This window comes from Methylocystis sp. Se48, from assembly GCF_056269425.1.
Window position 1 is genome coordinate 564,266 of record NZ_CM149850.1, and the last position, 19,185, is coordinate 583,450.

The 19,185-nt window shown below is 65.3% G+C and carries 16 protein-coding genes and 1 tRNA gene; 9 read left to right on the forward strand and 8 right to left on the reverse strand.

All coding sequences use genetic code 11. The features are described from left to right. Nucleotides 1-13: 13 nt before the first annotated feature. Both ACV959_RS02745 and ACV959_RS02750 read right to left on the reverse strand, forming a co-directional pair. Entirely contained in the window at nt 14-1,132 is a 1,119-nt protein-coding gene (locus ACV959_RS02745) for a helix-turn-helix transcriptional regulator (RefSeq protein ID WP_475738395.1), read from the reverse strand. A gap of 103 nt (nt 1,133-1,235) precedes the next feature. Then, the gene (locus tag ACV959_RS02750; protein ID WP_475738396.1) at nt 1,236-3,560 is read right to left on the reverse strand and encodes a transglycosylase domain-containing protein; all 2,325 of its coding nucleotides are present in this window, start codon (nt 3,558-3,560) and stop codon (nt 1,236-1,238) included. Between the two features lie 227 nt (nt 3,561-3,787). On the opposite strand from ACV959_RS02750, the gene dnaN reads away from it, so the two are divergent. The 3 genes from dnaN to ACV959_RS02765 all read left to right on the forward strand — a co-directional run bounded on the left by dnaN (nt 3,788) and on the right by ACV959_RS02765 (nt 7,261). Continuing rightward, entirely contained in the window at nt 3,788-4,906 is a 1,119-nt protein-coding gene (gene dnaN, locus ACV959_RS02755; protein ID WP_475738397.1) for a DNA polymerase III subunit beta, read from the forward strand. Nucleotides 4,907-5,264: 358 nt separating this feature from the next. After that, nucleotides 5,265-5,417, forward strand: a complete 153-nt coding sequence (locus ACV959_RS02760) for a hypothetical protein (protein ID WP_475738398.1) — start codon at nt 5,265-5,267, stop codon at nt 5,415-5,417. Nucleotides 5,418-5,689: 272 nt separating this feature from the next. Beyond that, complete coding sequence (locus ACV959_RS02765; RefSeq protein ID WP_475738399.1) at nt 5,690-7,261, forward strand: Na/Pi cotransporter family protein; 1,572 nt, start codon at nt 5,690-5,692, stop codon at nt 7,259-7,261. 354 nt (nt 7,262-7,615) lie between these two features. Here ACV959_RS02765 and ACV959_RS02770 read toward each other — a convergent pair whose 3' ends face one another. Beyond that, a complete protein-coding gene (locus ACV959_RS02770) occupies nt 7,616-8,194 on the reverse strand; it encodes an HdeD family acid-resistance protein (protein ID WP_475738400.1) in 579 nt (192 codons plus the stop codon). A gap of 901 nt (nt 8,195-9,095) precedes the next feature. Here ACV959_RS02770 and ACV959_RS02775 point away from each other — a divergent pair. Next, a complete protein-coding gene (locus tag ACV959_RS02775; RefSeq protein ID WP_475738401.1) occupies nt 9,096-10,232 on the forward strand; it encodes a choice-of-anchor Q domain-containing protein in 1,137 nt (378 codons plus the stop codon). A gap of 256 nt (nt 10,233-10,488) precedes the next feature. Here the strand turns inward: ACV959_RS02775 and ACV959_RS02780 are convergent. Beyond that, nucleotides 10,489-10,565: transfer RNA gene (locus ACV959_RS02780), tRNA-Arg, on the reverse strand. Between the two features lie 61 nt (nt 10,566-10,626). Here ACV959_RS02780 and pap point away from each other — a divergent pair. After that, entirely contained in the window at nt 10,627-12,108 is a 1,482-nt protein-coding gene (gene pap / locus ACV959_RS02785; RefSeq protein WP_475738403.1) for a polyphosphate:AMP phosphotransferase, read from the forward strand. A gap of 105 nt (nt 12,109-12,213) precedes the next feature. Further along, nucleotides 12,214-12,510 (forward strand): hypothetical protein, encoded by a 297-nt coding sequence (locus ACV959_RS02790; RefSeq protein ID WP_475738404.1) that lies wholly within the window; start codon nt 12,214-12,216, stop codon nt 12,508-12,510. Here ACV959_RS02790 and galE read toward each other — a convergent pair. Continuing rightward, nucleotides 12,465-13,451, reverse strand: coding sequence for a UDP-glucose 4-epimerase GalE (galE, locus tag ACV959_RS02795; protein ID WP_475738405.1), 987 nt, complete (start codon nt 13,449-13,451; stop codon nt 12,465-12,467). The genes ACV959_RS02790 and galE overlap by 46 nt on opposite strands. A gap of 133 nt (nt 13,452-13,584) precedes the next feature. Between galE and galU the strand changes: the two genes are divergently transcribed. Beyond that, nucleotides 13,585-14,469, forward strand: coding sequence for a UTP--glucose-1-phosphate uridylyltransferase GalU (gene galU, locus ACV959_RS02800; RefSeq protein WP_475738406.1), 885 nt, complete (start codon nt 13,585-13,587; stop codon nt 14,467-14,469). Between the two features lie 37 nt (nt 14,470-14,506). On the opposite strand, the gene ACV959_RS02805 is transcribed toward galU, so the two are convergent. After that, nucleotides 14,507-14,866 (reverse strand): hypothetical protein, encoded by a 360-nt coding sequence (locus ACV959_RS02805; RefSeq protein WP_475738407.1) that lies wholly within the window; start codon nt 14,864-14,866, stop codon nt 14,507-14,509. Beyond that, nucleotides 14,863-15,336 (reverse strand): iron response transcriptional regulator IrrA, encoded by a 474-nt coding sequence (gene irrA, locus ACV959_RS02810; protein ID WP_475738408.1) that lies wholly within the window; start codon nt 15,334-15,336, stop codon nt 14,863-14,865. Before irrA ends, ACV959_RS02805 begins: the two co-directional genes overlap by 4 nt. Before the next feature lie 123 nt (nt 15,337-15,459). On the opposite strand from irrA, the gene ACV959_RS02815 reads away from it, so the two are divergent. Beyond that, nucleotides 15,460-16,671 carry a lytic murein transglycosylase gene (locus tag ACV959_RS02815; RefSeq protein ID WP_475738409.1) on the forward strand — a complete coding sequence of 404 codons (1,212 nt, stop codon included), beginning with the start codon at nt 15,460-15,462 and terminating at the stop codon, nt 16,669-16,671. Here ACV959_RS02815 and ACV959_RS02820 read toward each other — a convergent pair. After that, entirely contained in the window at nt 16,668-17,189 is a 522-nt protein-coding gene (locus tag ACV959_RS02820) for an N-acetyltransferase family protein (protein WP_475738410.1), read from the reverse strand. The genes ACV959_RS02815 and ACV959_RS02820 overlap by 4 nt on opposite strands. A 401-nt stretch (nt 17,190-17,590) precedes the next feature. Here ACV959_RS02820 and ACV959_RS02825 point away from each other — a divergent pair, with 401 nt between their 5' ends. Then, nucleotides 17,591-19,159, forward strand: a complete 1,569-nt coding sequence (locus ACV959_RS02825) for a 2-isopropylmalate synthase (protein ID WP_475738411.1) — start codon at nt 17,591-17,593, stop codon at nt 19,157-19,159. Nucleotides 19,160-19,185: the final 26 nt, after the last annotated feature.

Sequence of the window (19,185 nt, forward strand, 5' to 3'; positions counted from 1 at the left end):
ACGCCGCAGATCGTCATCCAGCTCGATTGGCGGCCCTGGGCGCCTGGGCGCCCGGCAGGGAAATGCCGCCGAGCAGCGCGATCACCTCGGATTGGCGGCGGCAGCCCGTCTTTTCCAGAACGCCGCGGACCTGGGTGCGAACCGTATTGCGCGAGGTGCCGCCGGCGTCTGCGATCTCCTCGAGCGTGTCGCCGGCCGCGAGTCGGCGGGCGACGCGCGCCTCCGAAGGGGTGAGGTCGAAAAGCGACCGGATCAGCTCGACGGGCGGCGCCTGAGGCGCCGTCACCGAGGTGAGGATCATCACCGCGGTCGAACGGGAAAAAATATCCTGCGCGGCGCCGCGCACCGGCACGACATGGGCGACCATGGCGGCGGCGCCTTCCCTGTCCCGAACCGCGAAGGAGCGCACGCAGGGCTCCGCGCTGCGCTGGAACGTCGAAATCGCCTGGTCGAGCTGCGCATTGGCGTCGGCGTCGGTGAGCGCGATGCGGTCGCGCGCCCGCCACAGGATATGGCCGCCCAGCGTTTCGATCAGCCGGTTCGCCGCGAGCACGCGGCCGGTTTCGCTGAGCACCAGCGCGGGCAGGCCGATGAGCGCCAGCGTGTCGCTCGCCGCCCGGGCGCGTTCGAGCTGAAGGCGGGCCGACATGAAGGAGCTTCGCGCCAGATGCGGACGCAGCTCGTCCAGAAGCTCGATGACGCCGGGCTCCACCGGCCCGCGGTCGAGCGGCCGCGGCAGCGTGAAGATGAACCAGTCGCCGGTGGGGAGCGGCGCCGCGGTGTCGGCGATCCAGCCGAGCCCGCGCGGACGGTAAAATTCCTGCCGGGTGGGGTCGGTCTCCAGCTCCTCTTCCGTGAAGAGGTCGCGTTCTGTCAGAAATCCCTGATGGTGCGCGCGGACCACCCGCCTGGTGCGCTTGTCCCGGTGCAGCCAGTCCTGTTCGATGTAGGAGGCGACGTCGTCATGCAGCGCCCTGGAGCAGGTCCACCGCAGCACCCCGCCGTCGCCATTGGCCGTGAGGAACGCGCCGCCGCGCGCCTCGGCGATCTTCGCGAGCTCCTCCAGCACGCCCGGCCAGAACTCCGGCGCGAAGGCGCATTCGTAAATTCGGTCGATGAGCGTTTGATCCATCGGGCAGCTCTCCCCCGCAGCCGCGCGCGGAACGCTGTCATGCTGTGCCGGCGCGTGACGATTTTCAAGAGGTTCTTGAGGAAAGAGACGGGCGAAAGCTGCGTCAATTCACGCCGAAAAGCTCTTCGAAAATGTTCTTTTCCCGCGCCGGCGGGCGCTGGCCGCGGCGCGGCGCGGGCGGCGGAACGGCGCCGGCGCCAGGGATGTCCTCCGGCGGCAGCAGGTCGTCGATTTCCTTCGGCCGCCGGCCGCGCGGCGGAGCCGGCGGCGAGATCGTCGCGGTGGCGTCGTCGGGCTGGTCGGGCTGGGCCGCGCGCTCGGGCTGGCGCGGCGCAGCGGGACGGGCCGCCCGCTGTTCGCGCGCGGGGGCGCCTGGCCGGGCGTCGCCCGTGAAGATGCCGATGAGATCGTCGAGCGGCTTGGCCACGACTTCCTCTATCGCCGCGCCGTTTTCCGGGCGCCAGGCGCCCGACGGCAGGCCGGCGACGGGAACGCCCTTGTGGGCGATCGTCATGTAGCGGCTCCAGATTTCGACCGGAAGATTGCCGCCGGAGGCCTTTTTCGTGGGCGAGCTGTCGTCATTGCCGAGCCAGACGCCCGTCACGAGCCGACTCGTGTAGCCGATGAACCAGGCGTCGCGGAAGTCCTGGCTCGTGCCGGTTTTTCCGGCCGCCTGCCAGCCGGGCAGCTCGGCCTTGCGCGCCGTGCCGGTCGCCAGCGTCTCCTGCATCATCGCGTTCATCATCGCCACATATTGCGGCTCGATCACGCGGCCGAAGGTCGAGCCCTTGCGCTGGTAGAGCGTCTTGCCGGAGACGGTCTTGACGCGCGTGATGATGTGCGGCTGCACGCCAATTCCGCCGTTGGCGAAGGGCGCGTAGGCCGTCACCAGCTCGAGCGGCGTGACCTCCGACGTGCCGAGCGCGATCGAGGCGTTGGGCTGGAGATCTGACTGGATCCCCAGCCGGTGCGCGGTCTTCACCACCGTCTTCGGGCCAACCTCAAGGCCGACGCGCACCGCAACCGTGTTCAGCGACAGGGCGAGCGCCCTGGTGAGTGTGACGGGCCCGAAATATTCGCGGCTGTAATTCTCCGGGGTCCAGCCCTTGATGTTGAGCGGGCCGTCCTCGCGCACCGAGTCCGGCGTCAGTCCGCGCTCCAGTGCGGCGAGATAGACGAAAGGCTTGAAGGCCGAGCCCGGCTGGCGCTTCGCGGAGACGGCGCGGTTGAACTGGCTTTCGGAATAGTCGCGTCCGCCGACGAGCGCGCGGATTGCGCCATTGGGGTCGAGCGAAAGGATCGCGCCCTGGCCGACGCCGAATTTCGCGCCCTTGCCGTCCAGCGCCTCCTTCAGCGCGCCCTCGGCGACGGCCTGCAGGCGCGGGTCGATGGTCGTCGTGACGACGATGTCCTGATCGATGGCGCCGATCGTGTCGTCGAGCATGTCCATGACGTAATCGGCGGCGTAATTGATCGACCCCGCGCCCTGCTCCTTCGCCGCCCGCGCCGGATGGGCGAGCGCGCCCTTGGCCATCGCCTCGCTGATATGGCCTTCCTGCGCCATGGCGGTGACGACCTGCGCCGCGCGCTCCGCCGCGCCTTCCGGATTGCGGTCCGGCGCGAGCTTGCTCGGGGCCTTCATGAGCCCCGCGAGCACGGCGGATTCGGAGAGCGTCGCGGTTCGCGCGCTGTGGCCGAAATAGCGCTGGCTGGCGGCCTCGACGCCATAGGCGCCGGAGCCGAAATACACACGGTTGAGATAGAGCTCGAGGATCTGGTCCTTCGAAAATTTATGCTCGAGCCACATCGCCAGGATCGCCTCCTGAATCTTGCGCGAAATCGTGCGCTCCTGCGTCAGGAAGAGATTCTTGGCGAGCTGCTGGGTGAGCGTCGATCCGCCCTGCATGCCGCCCCGACCCGAGACGTTGCGAACGAGGGCGCGGGCGATGCCGAGGGGATCGACGCCCCAGTGCGAATAGAAGCGCCGGTCTTCGATGGCGATGAAGGCCTTGGGCAGATAGGGCGGCAGGTCGGCGATGCGGATCGCCGCGCCGCCCGTGTCGCCCCGGTTGGCGAGGAGCTCGCCGTCGGCGCCCAAGATAGCGATATTCGGCGGGCGCTTGGGCACTGCGAGCTGGTCGATGGGCGGGAGTTGCGAACCGTAATAGACTGCGAGCGCGCCGCCGCCGATCGCGCCCCAGACGGAGAGCGTGAGGGCCCAGTAGAAGAGAGCGCCGATCATCGACCCCGAGCGCCGTTTCGGCTTCCGCTGGACAGCCGCAGGGGCGTCGTCGTCATCGTATTCCTCGGGTTCTTCCTGCGCGCGCCCGCGGCGGGCGCGGGGCGTTGGCCGCTTGTCGGCGCGCAATGCGCCGTCATTCGCTTCGCTGTCGAATCTGGGTTCCCGGCGTTTGTCGTAACGCGCCATACTCTCCGCCTCGAGGCGCTCCGCCGCCGCCTCCTTGCGCCCTGGATTCAATTTAAGAAAGGCGCTTTAAGGGCCGGTTAAGAATTTCGGGCCGGCGAAGCGGCGCGCCGTCGCGCCAAATTCTCCACAAGGCCGGGCCCGCCGCCCCTTGCGATTCTGCGCCCGGCTTGCCAAAGTCTCGGCCCCCGGCGCCAGGCGCCCAATAAGACGCGGACGGTATTGCGGCGATGAAGGTCACGATCGAGAGAGCGGCTCTGTTGCGGGCGCTCGGCCATGTTCACCGTGTCGTCGAACGCCGCACCACCATCCCCATCCTCGCCAATGTCCTCATCGACGCCCGCGACGGCGCGCTGACGCTCAAGGCCACAGACCTCGACCTCGAGATCACCGAGAAGACCGCCGCCGACGTGGGGCAGGCAGGCGCGACCACGCTTCCGGCTCATACGCTCTATGACATCGTCCGCAAACTACCCGAGGGCGCGCAGGTGTCGCTCGACGAGACCGGCGAAACCGGCCAGCTGACCTTGCGCTCGGGCCGCTCGCGCTTCAACCTCTCCACCCTGCCCGAAAGCGATTTTCCCGACGTCACCTCGGGCGATTTCAGCCATCGCTTTTCGCTGCCGCCGGCTGATCTCAAGCGCCTCATCGAGAAGACGCAATTCGCCATCTCGAACGAGGAGACGCGCTATTATCTCAACGGCATCTACGTCCACGCGATGGAGGTCGACGGCCGCCTGATGCTGCGCGCCGTGGCGACCGACGGCCACCGTCTCGCCCGGCTCGAACTGCCGGCGCCGGAGGGCTGCGCGGGGATGCCAGGCGTCATCCTGCCGCGCAAGGCGGTTCAGGAGGTGCAGAAACTTATCGACGACGCGCAGGGCGACGTGCTCGTCGAGCTGTCGACGAACAAGATGCGATTCGCCTTCGGCGACGCCTTGCTCACGACGAAGCTCATCGACGGCACGTTCCCGGATTACGCGCGCGTCATCCCGGCCGGCAACGACAAGCGCCTCACCGTCGAGCGCGACGCCTTCGCCAAGGCGGTCGACCGCGTTTCGACCATCTCCTCCGAGCGCGGCCGCGCGGTGAAGCTCGCCCTCACGTCGGGCAAGCTGGTTCTCTCGGTGACGAACCCCGATCAGGGCTCGGCCGTCGAGGAGATCGAGGCGGATTATGACGGCGAGCCGCTCGACGTCGGCTTCAACGCCCGCTACCTGCTCGACATCACGCAGCAGCTCGACAGCGACACGGCGCTCTTCAAGCTCGCCGACCCTGGCGCGCCCACGCTGATCCAGGACCGCGACGGCGCGAGCGCGCTCTATGTGCTGATGCCGATGCGGGTGTAGCGGGACGGCAGGGAGCGGCTCAGCGCGGAGACGTCCGCATCGGATCGGCGGAACGCCGGCGCCTGGCGCGCCTTGCTGAGGGCGAGCGCTTTCCAAGACGCGGACGCGCGCCGCGCCGTCGTCCGCGCCAGCCGTCGAGATTATTGAGACTTTGCCGCGTTTGGGGGGTCCGAAGTTCTTTTCAAGGGGCAAGACGCCGCCATCCGGGTTTTCGAGAGCGAACATCGAGGCTCGATCGAACGATGGCTTCGCGTCAAGTCGGAAAGCTGCTCCCCAATTGGGCGCTACAAGACATTCGGCGCGCGTCGGCCGAACGTTCAATGGCGACGGTATGACGCCGGGAAAGAGAAGCCCGGCAGTGACCGGCTTGACGACGCCGGACCCCGGCTCCGAGCAAATGGCGGTCGAGGCGGCGATGCGCGCCCTGCCGCTGAAGCAGGGAGCCGACCCATCGCTTCACTCTCTTTATTTCTTCTCCCTTCCGGCGCGCTTGCGGGAGGGAACGGCGTAAGGCTCGCGCCAGTCGATGAGCACGGCATACCGAGGACCGATCGGAAGAAATTCGAATCGACCTACGCAGCGGGGAAGCGCAACCCGACGGATTACAAGCCGTTCGGGTTATAGCTCCCTTGCCGCCTGCCCACGTCAGTCGGCGGGCAAACGCCCTGGAGCAAGGACGCCTCTCTTCGCTCCGTCGCTATCGCCGCAGTCAACCTTTGGATACCATTTGTCAACGACGCCGAGTAAGGTGAACAATATTCTTGCAGATCGAGGATCGGGGCGATGGATGCTGCAATTTTCATGACGATCCTCGGCGGCCTCGGCCTGTTCTTGCTCGGAATCCACCACCTCACCGAGGGTTTGAAGGGCCTTGCCGGAGACTCGCTCAGACGGGCGCTTCAAACACTCGTCCGCGGCCGTTTCAGCGCGGTCGCCTTTGGCGCGATTTTCACGGCGCTCATTCAATCGTCCAGCGCCACGGTTCTCACCGTCATCGGCTTTGTCAGCGCCGGGCTGGTCAGCTTCTCGCAAGCGATCGGCGTGCTCATTGGCGCCACATTCGGCACGACGACGACGCCCTGGATGGTGGCCTTCTTTGGCTTCCGGGTGCAAATCTCGGCCTTTGCGATGCCCCTCATCGGCGTCGGCGCCTTTCTGTGGGTCGTGGCGAGGGGCAAATGGCGCGCGGCCGGGGCCATTCTCGCGGGGTTCGGCCTGATCTTTGTCGGGCTGGATTATTTGCAGACTGGCATGGGCGCCGTGTCCTGGAACATCGACTCCTTCGTCGGCGAAGGATGGGGCGCCAAATGGCTTCTTGCCGGTCTCGGGGTCGTCATGACGGTTGTCATGCAAAGCTCCAGCGCGGCCGCCGCCGCCACCCTGGTCGCCTTGCATGCGGGGAGCCTCAATTTTCACCAGGCCTGCGCCATGGTTGTCGGACAAAGCATCGGCACCGCCGCAACCAGCGCGGCGCTCGGGACGATGGGCGGCGGACTGGCGGTGCGGCGCGCCGCCCTGGCGCATATTATCTTCAGCGTCGCCGTCGGCGTCCTCGGGATGCTGCTCCTCTCCCCGCTCGCGACCGCAGCCGCCTGGGTGGTTTCAGGCTTGGACGACTACGACGGCGTGCTCGCGGTCGCCGCATTCAGCAGTCTGTTCAAATTGATGGGCGTCGTCGTCTTCTTCCCCTGGCTCGACGCTTATGCGCGGTTCATCGTCAATCTGTCCGGAAAAGGAACGGAATCGGCCGTCAGCAGACTGGAGCCGGCGCTCGCGGAAGCCGGCGGGCCGGTGGCCCTCGAAGCGGTCTGGCGAGCGCTGTCCGAAATTGGGCGGGACGCCGTGGACGCCGTGCGCGGGCGCCTCGCGGGCGAACCGACGGCCTATCGACCGCCCGACGACTCGATGCGGACAATCGAGCATTTTCTCGAGACATTGTCGCTGGAAACGCTCGATCTCGCCGAGGTGGAGCCGCGTCTCGTGCGTCTTTGCCACGCGGTGGACCATCTCAAACGGCTCCACGAAGACCTGGGCGAACCCGCTGCGTCGACCGCTCTCGGGGCGCCGACCGCGGCCATCGGCGCAGGCGCGCAAGCGCTGTCTGTATGGCTCGGCACGCAGAAAGAGGCTCCGGCGAAGGTCGGTAAACCGATTCTGGACGCGGTCGGCGCCGCCGCCGCACATCTTACGGAGGAGCGGAAGACGCTCCGTGCGCAAATCCTGGAGTCGCTTGCGCGTCAACAGACGACGGCCTCGACCGCGAACGAAGCGCTGCTCGCACTGCAATGGTCCGACAAGGCGCTCCACCACGCGTGGCGAATAATCGACTCATTGGACGCGGCCGCCGGCGAATAACGCGGCCCGCATTTGTTGTGCAAGGCTGCGGCCTCCATCGACCCGCCGCCAGCTGCGGAGACGAAGGGAAGCCCCATGAAGCGCAGGCGCTTATCGGCGTGGGGCCCCGGCATCGAACGGCAAAGCAAATCGTCGAACATAGGCGCTCCAGCAGGAGCGCGTCATCGCGCCTTTTCGCGGCCACCCCCGTTATACCAACGGCTCTGCCGCCTGACTCACTAGGGGATTCCCCTTGCGGGGATTTTCTGACTCATTTGGCGTGAAGGAGATTCGCGCCATGCCCGCAGCGGTGAAACTTCGGGGGATTTCTCGGCTGAGGAGCTTCGGGCTTTGGCCCGGCGCTCTCCTTTAGCCTCACATGAGAGGACCCTCCGAGATCGCGCGCAGGCCAAGACCCAGGGCCACGATCGACAAGCCCTTGAACAGCAGATCCACCCCTATGAAGGTCCCTACCACCCAAGTCCCCGTAAACGGCCAGCCGATGAGGAGAAGCGCGCCGAGAAGAAGACTCACCGCACCCTGCGAAAGATAAATCCACAACTCGTCGAGGCGCGAGGAAATTGCAAAGCCGATCGTCGCGAAGCCGCTGACAAGAAAGTAAAAAGCAAGCACCAATGTGATTGCCTGCGCACCGACCAGCGGTCGCGTGAGCAACATCACGCCGACAATGCCGACGAGGGCCGCCCATAGGACGTGCACGAAAAATCCGGACCACAACCCGGCGACGGAAAAATCGAAAAACAAGACCGCAACCGCTGAGGTGACGAGAAGCACGCCCAAAAACCCCACCGCAATCTGGGTCGCGGCTCTGGCGCGCATGATCGCGAGAATGCCAAGAGCGGCGATTGCGGCGCCTAGCGCAAGAGCCCAACCCCAATGAACGGCAAGAACGTCAGGCGCTTCGGCAACAAAGATCTCGAAGGGCTTCGTCATGTGTGACCTCCTGAAAGCTGGTCCCTTCTCCCTATCAGGAGGCGAGCGTGCTGCCCATCCCCCTAGCCGACGTCTTGCGACGGAATCGGGCCGACGACTTCGTATTCCGCTGTATCTCGATAAATCTGCATCATCGAGGCGGTCGATGTCATCGACCGGCGGTTCCATCCAAGTCAGAACCCCCCTCGCTACAACCGCTCTGTCGTCCGCGATCCGCGCGAAGACGGGATGATGTATCGGCTCGGGCGGATTAAACCCTTAAGTTTCTGGCACAGGGACCGCTTCGTCAACTCCAGTCGCGGCTTCCTGAACGCCACGCTCTCGAATACGCCCGCGATAGCGCCGCCCGGCGCGGGCTGCATCAAATGTGAATCAAAGCTCAGGTTCAATGCTGATTGACATTCCAGGCCTCTCTGGGTCGTTTTCTTGCAATTGACGGATGAGCGGCAAATTTTTGCCGCCACGGCTTCCTAACGGTAGCGTCGATCACCTGTTCTCGCGGGCGTCGCTCTTAAGGGCGACCTGCGCATTCCCCCTGTATCTGCGTAACGGGCGCCTGCATGCGTCTACCTGCGGTCTGAACCTTCAGGCCGCGCACATTGACTTTGCCTCGACGCAAACCTGCAACAGCGTAGTCGAGCGCTGGCTGGATGATTCTATTCGCCTGCTTGCGTTCGAAATATTCGGAAGCGTGTCAAAAAAGGCAATTCGAACATTGTTTTAGTCAAAATATAGATCGTATTTCCACAATACGGCTATATATGGCGCATTTTGTCGCCATTGTTTCCAGTATAATTTTTTCAAAGGATGAGCGCGGATATGAATCCGCGAGTGAGATATCTGTATAGATATCCACAAACAAATCCAAAATACGCTGCGTTCAGTCTAGGAACAGGAAAAAATGATGCTCAATGCAACTGCTCGGTTAGGCTCCGCTCTATCTGCGATGCTTCTTCTCCAATTGGGCGTGTCGGGCGCTCAGGCTGGCACCTATTGGGTCACCAAATCGGGACGAGATTTCGCCGGCTGTGGGCCTTCAAGCTCGCCCTGCGCGACGCCGGCCTACGCCGTCAACCGCGCGGCGCCCGGCGACACGTGGATCGTCGGCAATGGAACCTATGCCGGGAGCTGCAGCGACCCGAACAGCAGCATGGCCATCTCTATTTCCAAGGCTGGGACTCAGAGTGCGAAAATCACGCTTCTCGCGCAAAACAAATGGGGCGCGATCCTGGACGGCGGCGGAAGATGTCACTCCGTGATCAACCTCAAAAGGGGTTCCGCTTGGTGGGTTATCCAGGGTTTCGATATCCGGAACGGTTACATGGGCGGCGTCTGGTCAAATAGCGGCGGCGGGAAATACATCCTCCTCAGGGGGAATCGAATCCACCACATCGGCAACCACTACAACGGGTCGACGATTGGAGAGGCAGGGATTTACACCGATAGCTCCGCCATTCTCAATGTCTATGGCAATGTGATCCATGACGTCGGTCGCACCAGCGGCGGATCCAACTCATTGGACCACGGCATCTATTCCCATGGGCAGCTGTCGATTCTCAACAATCTGTTCTATCGTTCGCTGTCGGGGTGGCACATTCAGACCGCCTCCGACTTCAGGGGGCTGATCGCGAACAACACCTTCGTTGGACCGAATATGTTCGGGGGAGGCGGCAAGCAGGGATCGATCATACTCTGGCAAAACGCAGGATCGGTCCGGATCGTCAACAACATCTTCTACGGCCAGACTGGCGCGGCGATAAAAACTGAGAGCTTCTCGGCGTCCGATTGCCAGATCGATCGGAATATGAGCAGCACGAGCTCGATTTTTGATTCCGGCTCTCGCTGCACCCTCAGCAGCAATTTTACGAACAGGAACCCACTTTTTGTTAATCCGTCTCTGTCCGCGCCGGATGTTCGCCTTCAGAGCGGAAGTCCCGCCATCAACGCTGGTGTGAGCGTTTCGCAGGCAGTGACGGACCTCTACAACGTCGCAAGGCCGCGCGGCGGCGTGTTCGACATCGGAGCAACGGAACGCTAACCCTGCGTCCACGAAACCGGCAGCAGTTCAGGGAGCCCGACGCCAACCGGCGTGGCAAAGCTTGAGTCTACGCGCCCCAGCGAGCCGTTCCCTGCCGCCACATCACGAATAGCGGGTCGACGTGCGGTCAAATCGGCCGTAATTTCTCGCCATCGGCATTCTGAAGGGAAGAACCCCGAGATGTCGCCTTAAGGAACGCCCTGGCGAAAAATGACGCGAAACGAATGAGTCGCGTCCCATTATCTCCTTGAAAAACTGGCGGTCCCGACAGGATTCGAACCTGTGACCTTCGGTTTAGGAAACCGCTGCTCTATCCTGCTGAGCTACGGGACCGCTTGCGTCCACATCTACCACAGCGGGCCCATTTGAAAAGTTGTCTCGAAAGGGCGCCCCCATGTTCGAATCCGCGCGGTTGCCGCATGAGATGTCCAAGGAAGCCTTCCGGGACTATGAGATCAAGCTGCGGGAGCGGCTGCTCGACGCCCAGTTCGAACTCGCCGAGCGCAAGAGCGCCGCGGTCATGGTGCTGATCAACGGCTCGGACGGAGCCGGGAAGGGGGAGGTCGTCAATCGCCTTTACGACTGGCTTGACGACCATCTCGTGGAAACTCACGCATACGGCAAGCCGACGGACGAGGACCGCGCCCGTCCCGAATCCTGGCGCTTCTGGCGGGACATGACCGCAAAAGGACGCATCGGCATCGTTCTCGGCTCCTGGCATCACCGCCTGCTGCGCGGCCGGGCGCTCGGCTTTCTCGATCGCAACGCCTTCGACAACGCGCTCGAGGACATGAGCCGGGCGGAGGAAATGCTGCGGCTCGAGGGCGTGCGGCTTCTCAAGATTTGGCTCCATATAGACGACCGGGAGGCGCGGCGCCGACTGGCGAAATGGCGCGAGTCCAACGGCGCGCTCCGGCGCCCGGCCGTCATCGAGTGGGCGGAGATCGACAGCCCCAAGGCCCGCGCGCGGCTGAACAACGCGGCGCTGGAGATGATCGAAAAGACCTCGACCGGGGACGCCCCCTGGGCCGTCGTGCCCGCGCAGGATCCGCAGTATCGCGACGCGGCGGTTGGCGATCTGCTGCTGCAGACGCTGCTGCGGGCGACCGAAGGCGCGCCGGCGGCGGCGAGAACGCGGATGGTGGCCACGCCGGAGGCGCCTCTGCCCCGCCCGAACCTCGCCGCAGCGCTCGATCTGACGATGGCGCACGATCCCGATTCCTATGGCGAGACGCTCCGGGACCTGCAAAGACGCCTGACCGAAGCGACGACGGCGAAGCGCTTTCGGGACCGCGGCCTCGTACTGGTTTTCGAGGGCAATGACGCCGCCGGCAAGGGAGGCGCCATCCGCCGCGTGCGCGAGGCGCTCGATCCGCGGCGTTTTCAGGTCCATGGCGTCGCCGCGCCGACGGACGAAGAGCTGGCGCGCCCCTATCTCTGGCGGTTCTGGCGCAATGTCCCGCGCCGGGGAGACGTCGCGATTTTTGACCGCAGCTGGTACGGCCGCGTGCTCGTCGAGCGCGTCGAAGGGTTCGCCGCCGAGGCCGACTGGATGCGCGCCTATCAGGAAATTAACGACTTCGAACGGGAGTTGGTCGACAGCGGCTATCTCGTCGTCAAATTCTGGCTGGCCATCTCGAAGGAGGAGCAGCTGCGCCGCTTTCAGGATCGCGAGGCGAAGCCCTTCAAGCGCTACAAGCTCACCCCCGAAGATTGGCGCAACCGGGAGAAATGGGATCTCTACGCCGAGGCCATGACCGACATGGTTGACCGTACGAGCGCGCGGCGCGCGCCCTGGACGCTCGTGGAGGCGGAGGACAAGAAATTCGCGCGTCTGAAGGTTCTGCGCACGATCGTCGAGCGGCTCGAGGCCTGACGGCCGGGCGCAAGCCTCGCGTCAGCGGGATCCCCTAGATTCGCCTGGCGTCATGTTCCAAAGGGCCCTCTCGATCCGGGAGGCGAGACGCGATGCGAGGCCGAAATGTTCGTCAAAGACGCCATGGCGCTCCTGCACGGCGCTGATTCCGACTTTATCGCCGAGGCGGGCCCGGCCGTGCTCCGGCTGAAGTTGCTGGAGATGACTCATCTCGCCCAAAGCCGTCGGCTGCCGGAGGAAATGCGCGAGGCGGCGCGGCTCGCGGCGCGGGAGTTGCGCCAGCTCATCGTCGAGCGCCCCTGCGTGTCGCTGATCGATCATGCGGCGCGCGAGGAAGCCGCAACGGCGCTCGCGGATCACCGCGTCATCTGCGCGAGCCGCTTCTCCCAGTCCAGCGCCTGACGCACGATCTCGTCGAGATCGTCGTGCTCGGGTTTCCAGCCGAGAATATTGCGGACGCGGTCGTTCGACGCCACGATCTCCATCGGATCGCCTGCTCGGCGCGGCGCATAATCCACCGGGAAATCGACGCCCGAGACGCGCTTGACCGCGTCGATGACGTCGAGAACCGAGAATCCTTTAGCGTAGCCGCAATTGGCGACGATGCTCGCGCCGCCGCCCCTTAGATGCCGCAGCGCGGAAAGATGCGCCCGGGCGAGGTCGGTGACCTGAATGAAGTCGCGGATGCAGGTTCCGTCCTTCGTCGGATAATCCGTGCCGAAAACCTGCATCCTGGGCCGTTGGCCGAGCGCGGTCTGGGCCGCGACCTTGATGAGATGGGTGGCGTTGGGCGTCGACTGCCCCGACCGGCCTTTCGGATCGGCGCCCGCGACGTTGAAATAGCGCAGCGCGACATAGGCGAAATCATGCGCCCGCGCCGTGTCCTCCAGCATCCATTCGACCATGAGCTTCGAGCGGCCGTAGGGGGAGACCGGGTTCAGGGGCTCGTCCTCGCTCACCGGCTGGCGGGCAGGATCGCCATAGACGGCGGCCGTCGAGGAAAAGATGAAATGCCGCACGTCGCAGCCGACCGCCGTCGCGATGAGCGTGCGCGCTTTCGCCGTATTGTTCAGATAGTAACCGAGCGGGTCGGCGACCGAGTCCGGCACGACGATCTTCGCGGCGAAATGGATGATCGCGTCGACGTCGTATCGGCCGATGGTCTCGGTGACGAGATCCTCGTCGCCGTCGTCGCCGACGACGAGCGGCACGCCGTCGGGCACCGCCCAGCGGAAGCCGGTGGAGAGGTCGTCCAGCACGACGGGTTTTTCGCCGGCGTCGAGAAGTTCGAGAACCGCATGGCTGCCGATGTAGCCGGCGCCGCCCGTCACCAAAACAGCCATGATCTCACGATCTCCCGAGGTTCCTCACGCGAAATTAACGCAGGAAGCCTAAGCATAAGTCAATCGCGAGCGGGGCTGCGCCCTCCCGCGAACTCGGCGTCACCCAAACCAATCTCACGCGAAGCGGACTCTCATGACCAAGCGCATTCGAAAGGCAGTCTTTCCCGTCGCCGGGCTCGGCACGCGTTTCCTTCCCGCAACCAAGGCTGTGCCGAAGGAGATGCTGACGGTCGTCGATCGCCCGGTGGTGCAGCATGTGGTCGACGAGGCGCGGGAAGCCGGCATCGAGCACTTCGTCTTCGTGACGGGCCGCGGCAAGGGCATGATCGAGGATCATTTCGATATGGCCTACGAGTTGGAGGACACGCTCAGGCGCCGCAACAAGACGAAGGAATATGAAGCTCTGATGGCGGACCTGCCCAGGGCCGGCGCGACGAGCTTCACCCGCCAGCAGGCGCCGCTGGGCCTCGGCCACGCCGTCTGGTGCGCGCGCGACATCATCGGCGACGAGCCGTTCGCGGTGCTTCTCCCCGACATGATCACCCTGCCGGCGGCCGGCAAGACTTCCCGCTGCCTGGCGCAGGCGGTCGAAGCCTATGAAAAGCACGGCGGCAACATCATCGCGGTGGAGGAGGTGAAGCCCGAGGAGACTCATCAATACGGCGTCGTCGCGACGGGCAAGAACTACGGCTCGACCTTCGAGATCACCGGCATGGTGGAAAAGCCCCCGCAGGGCGCGGCGCCGAGCAATTTCATCATTTCGGGCCGCTACATTCTCGAGCCCGAGATCTTCGCCCTGCTCGAAAAGGGCGAGAGGGGGGCGGGCGGCGAAATCCAGCTCACCGACGCCATGATCCATCTCGCCAGGGAGCGCCCGTTCCACGGCGTGCGCTTCGACGGCCGCACCTATGACACCGGGTCCAAGCTCGGCTTCCTCGCCGCGAACGTCGCTTTCGGCCTTGCAAGGCCGGACGTGGCGGAAGGCTTGCGCGCGGAGCTAAAGAAGCTTCTGGACTGAGGCCGCTAGACGGGCGGGGCCTCGGCCCCGCCTGCCGTCAGCCGCGCGCGGCTTTCCTCCACGCGAGCGCCCATCGCAGCGCGACGATTTGCGCGACGAGCGCGGCGAAGCGCAGGTTCCAGTCCACGAAAACCGCGCAAGGTTCGTTGGCGTCGCCGCAGCCGAAGGCGGCGTCGAGCGGCCCTTCCGCCAAACCCGCCGCGAACCCAAGCGGAAAGGAGAGGGCGGCCATCGCCCGCCGCACGAAGCGTCCGGTCTGGCGCAGGCGGTCGCCGACGTCAAAGTCGTCATATTGATTGACGTAGATGGCGAGAAGGACGAGGGCGGCGGCGACGGTCGCGACCGCATAGACGAGCCAGAGCCTTCGCGCTCCGGCGCCGGGCGTCGCGCCGCTCACCCCTTTTTGGGACGGATGCGGATGATCACGTCGCAGCCCACGATCTCCATGCCCTCGGGCGGCGCCGGGAGACGGGCGAATTCGACCGAGCCGTCCGCGACGTCGAACATGCGGCCCGTCGCCTCGTCCATGAAGTGATGGTGGGGCGAGGTGCGCGTGTGGAAATAGGTGCGCGGACCCTGCACGGCGATTTCCCGCAGCAGACCCGCCTGGGCGAACTGGTTGAGCGTGTTGTAGACCGTCGAGAGCGACATGGTCAGCCCCGCCTCGCGCGCCTCTGCGTGCAACGCCTCCGCGCTCACATGGCGGTCGCCCTTGCCGAAGAGCAGCTTGCTGAGCGCGAGACGCTGCACTGTGGGGCGAAGACCCGCGTTGCGCAGCCGCGTCTTGGGATCGACCGCCACGCCCGCGGGCTGCTCGCGCAAACGGCGGGAATTGTCAAAGCTCCTGGGTATTGGCTGATGCGTCATTTGAGGCCGACAGCGAGATTTCTCGCCCCTTCGAACTGTATAGTTATCAGTAGACGGCAGCGCGGCGCCCCTGTCAAATGCCGGAACATGAAAGATTTCCAAACAAGCCGGACCCGAAAAGTCATGGAGCACGCCAAAACTTCCGCCGCCCCCGGCCGCCGCGACATCCTGCTCGGGTTTGCGCTCTCCGCGCTCGCCGCGCTCGCCGTCGCACGGCCCGCGAAAGCGTCGGATTTTAGCGGATTCGTCGATGGTCTGTGGCCATCCGCGCAGGCGGCGGGCGTGTCCCGCGAGACCTTCGCGGCCGCGGTCGCGGGCCTGGCGCCGGAGCCGGGCGTGCTCGCAAAGCCGAAGGCGCAGGCCGAATTCACGATCTCGATCCCGGCCTATCTCGCGGGAACCGTGACGAATGGTCGCGTTGCGCGCGGCCAGTCCGTCGCCGCGTCGCTCTCCGGGCCGCTCGGCCGCGCCGCCGCCCGCCATGGCGTGCCGGGAGAGATCATGGTCGCGATCCTGGGCGTCGAGAGCAATTTCGGGACGGCGACCGGCGGCGCCGACGTCCTGAAAGTGCTCGCGACCCTCGCCTGGAAGGGCCATCGCGCCGAGACCTTCATCGAGGAATTCATCGCCGCCCTCGTGATGCTGGAAAAGGGCTATGCGACCCGCGCGCAGCTGCGCGGCTCCTGGGCGGGCGCGATGGGCCAGCCGCAATTCATGCCCTCGGCCTATCTGAAATTCGCCGAAAGCGACGAGGGGTCCGGCGCGCCGGACATCTGGCGCTCGCAGGCCGATTCCGTGGCCTCGATCGCCAATTTCCTCGCGAAATCGGGCTGGGTCGCCGGCGTCCCGGCGGTCGTCGAGGCGCGGCTGCCGGAGGGGTTCGACTACGCCGATTTCGATCTCGACTTCGCCCGCTGGCGGGCGCTCGGGGTCGCGCGGGCGGATGGCGAGGCGCTTCCCGCCGCGGGCGCCGCGAGCCTTTATCTGCCCGCCGGCGCGAATGGCCCGGCTTTCCTCATCTCGGACAATTTCGAGGTCATCCGCCAATACAACACGTCCGACGCCTATGCGATGTCTGTGGCCATTCTCGCGGAGCGGATCGCCGGGCGGGACGTTCCGACCGCGCCCTGGCCGCGCGTCGCGCCGCTCTCCACGGCCGACGTCAAGGCCATGCAACAGCTGCTGACGGAACGCGGCTATTATCGCGGGACGATCGACGGCAAACTTGGCCGCACCAGCCGCAACGCCGTTCACGCCTTCCAGCTCGCCGAGGGCCTTCGCCCCGCGGACGGCTTCGCGACTAAGGAGGTGCTGGCGCGTTTGCGAGCGCGCTAGCGCACGGGCGCGGAGACGAAGCCGAAGGCGACGCGGGTCAGCATGTCGGAGCCGAATCGTTCCTCCGCGCGCCGCACGGTCTGCCCGCCGAGGCTGCGGTAGAAGGCGAGCGCCTTCTCATTGTCGGCGAGCGCCCAGACGATGGTCGATAAATAACCGTGTTCCGCGAGTTCCCGCCGCGCGGCGGCGAAAAGCCTGCGGCCGAAGCCCAGTCCCTGATGCTGCGGCGACAGATACAATTCGAAGATTTCGCCGGAATAGGGCATGGAGGGCACGCGATTGCGCCCATAGGTCGAATAGCCGACGATCCTGTTGTCGAAATCGAGCACCAGCAGTCCCGTGCCGCGCACGATGGCCGCGTGCCACCATGCGGGACCGCGCCGCGCGATCATCCGCTCGAGTTCGACGCCCGGAATCACGCCACGGTAGGCGTCGCGCCAGGAAGCGTCGTGAACGCGCGCGATTTCCTCGGCGTCGCCGGGCCGGGCGTGACGGATGGAGAAAGCGGTTTTGACCATAGGGCGATGTTAGGGCGCATTTCGCGATTTGGGCAAGAGGCGGATTCCGCCGAAAGCGCAAAAAACTGAAAGCGCTTCGGCTGAACGTTCGTTAATGTTTTGCGCCTCGAAACGTCGCGCCGCGCGGCTTGCCAGCGGCGGCGCCAATGCTTATTCTCGCCCGGTTCCGGCCTGTCGGCCGCTCGAGCGAGGACTCCTTATCGTGGCCGTCTCCGTCGCCACACATGAAGCCGGAAAGGCGCGCGAACCGCGCGGCGCGATCGCCGCCTCCGCCGCGCCCGGCCTGCTGCTTCTTCGTCGCCCCTGATCGCCCGCAGGGCTTTGGCCCAGGCCGTCAGGGGATGCGACGCAACCAGGATCCTGCCCGAACTCCGGGCGCAGCAGTTCAGAAAGTTTTCGCCATGACCCATCCCGCGACCGACTCCCAGAACGGCGAGCGCGTCTTCATATTCGACACCACCCTGCGCGACGGCGAGCAATCCCCTGGCGCCTCTATGACGCTGGAGGAGAAGCTCGAGGTCGCCGACCTGCTGGATCAGCTGGGAGTCGACATCATCGAGGCAGGGTTCCCGATCGCGAGCCCGGGCGATTTCGAGAGCGTGGCTGAAGTCGCGCGCCGCGTGAAGAACGCCGCCGTCGCTGGTCTGGCGCGCGCCTCGGAGAAGGATATCGACCGCTGCGCCGAGGCGCTGCGCGAGGCGAAGCGTCCCCGCATCCACACTTTCATCTCCACCTCGCCCGTGCACATGAAATACAAGCTCCAGATGGAGCCGGAGCGCGTGCTGGAGCTGGTCTCTTCTTCCGTGACGCGCGCGCGCAACCATGTCGCGGACGTCGAATGGTCCGCCGAAGACGGCACGCGAACGGAAATCGACTTCCTGTGCCGCTGCGTCGAGACCGCGATCAAGGCGGGCGCGACGACGATCAACATTCCCGACACGGTCGGTTACACGACCCCGCAGGAATATGAACGCCTCTTCCGAACCGTGCGCGAGCGCGTGCCGAACGCGGACAAGGCCATCTTCTCTGTCCATTGCCATGACGATCTGGGACTCGCAGTGGCCAATTCGCTGGCTGGCGTGCGCGGCGGCGCGCGTCAGGTCGAATGCACCATCAACGGTTTGGGCGAACGCGCCGGCAACGCGGCCATGGAGGAAGTCGTGATGGCGCTGAAGACGCGCCATGACGTTCTGCCCTATTACACGAACATCGACGCGAAGCTGCTGACGCGCGCGTCGAAACTCGTCTCGGCGGTGACCTCCTTCCCGGTGCAATACAACAAGGCGATCGTCGGCCGGAACGCCTTCGCGCATGAGAGCGGCATCCATCAGGACGGCATGCTCAAGAACGCGCACACCTACGAGATCATGACGCCCGAGAGCGTCGGCGTGTCGAAGACCTCGCTGGTCATGGGCAAGCATTCGGGCCGCCACGCCTTCCGCGAAAAGCTGAAGGAGCTGGGTTACGACCTCGGCGAGAACCAGTTGCAGGACGCGTTCAATCGCTTCAAGGATTTGGCCGACCGCAAGAAGTTCGTCTACGACGAGGATCTGATTGCGCTCGTCGACGACGAGATCGTCAACGCGCACGACCACATCAAGGTGCTCGCGCTGATGGTGATGGCCGGCACGCATGGGCCCCAGTCCGCGGCGCTGACGCTCGACATCGATGGCGACAAGGTCACCCATCAGGCGACCGGCAACGGACCCGTCGACGCTATTTTCAACGCCATCAAGGCGCTGGCCCCGCATGAGGCGACGCTGGAGCTCTATCAGGTCCACGCCGTCACCGAGGGCACGGACGCGCAGGCGGAGGTTTCGGTGCGGCTCTCCGAGGACGGCAAGTCCGTCACGGGGCGCGGCGCCGATCCAGACACGCTCGTCGCTTCGGCGCGCGCCTATGTCTCGGCGCTCAACAAGCTGATGGTGAAGCGCGCGCGGGCGAAACCCGAGGCCATGCAGGCGGTTTGAGCCCTTGAACGGAGCCGAAAGACTCC

Coding starts and splice junctions, on each gene's coding strand:
- galU (WP_475738406.1), top strand. CDS start 13,585: ATGACCAAGCGCATTCGAAAGGCAGTCTTTCCCGTCGCCGGGCTCGGC.
- pap (WP_475738403.1), top strand. CDS start 10,627: ATGTTCGAATCCGCGCGGTTGCCGCATGAGATGTCCAAGGAAGCCTTC.
- galE (WP_475738405.1), bottom strand. CDS start 13,451: ATGGCTGTTTTGGTGACGGGCGGCGCCGGCTACATCGGCAGCCATGCG.
- ACV959_RS02815 (WP_475738409.1), top strand. CDS start 15,460: ATGGAGCACGCCAAAACTTCCGCCGCCCCCGGCCGCCGCGACATCCTG.
- ACV959_RS02820 (WP_475738410.1), bottom strand. CDS start 17,189: ATGGTCAAAACCGCTTTCTCCATCCGTCACGCCCGGCCCGGCGACGCC.
- ACV959_RS02775 (WP_475738401.1), top strand. CDS start 9,096: ATGATGCTCAATGCAACTGCTCGGTTAGGCTCCGCTCTATCTGCGATG.
- ACV959_RS02770 (WP_475738400.1), bottom strand. CDS start 8,194: ATGACGAAGCCCTTCGAGATCTTTGTTGCCGAAGCGCCTGACGTTCTT.
- ACV959_RS02825 (WP_475738411.1), top strand. CDS start 17,591: ATGACCCATCCCGCGACCGACTCCCAGAACGGCGAGCGCGTCTTCATA.
- ACV959_RS02765 (WP_475738399.1), top strand. CDS start 5,690: ATGGATGCTGCAATTTTCATGACGATCCTCGGCGGCCTCGGCCTGTTC.
- irrA (WP_475738408.1), bottom strand. CDS start 15,336: ATGACGCATCAGCCAATACCCAGGAGCTTTGACAATTCCCGCCGTTTG.
- ACV959_RS02790 (WP_475738404.1), top strand. CDS start 12,214: ATGTTCGTCAAAGACGCCATGGCGCTCCTGCACGGCGCTGATTCCGAC.
- ACV959_RS02750 (WP_475738396.1), bottom strand. CDS start 3,560: ATGGCGCGTTACGACAAACGCCGGGAACCCAGATTCGACAGCGAAGCG.
- dnaN (WP_475738397.1), top strand. CDS start 3,788: ATGAAGGTCACGATCGAGAGAGCGGCTCTGTTGCGGGCGCTCGGCCAT.
- ACV959_RS02745 (WP_475738395.1), bottom strand. CDS start 1,132: ATGGATCAAACGCTCATCGACCGAATTTACGAATGCGCCTTCGCGCCG.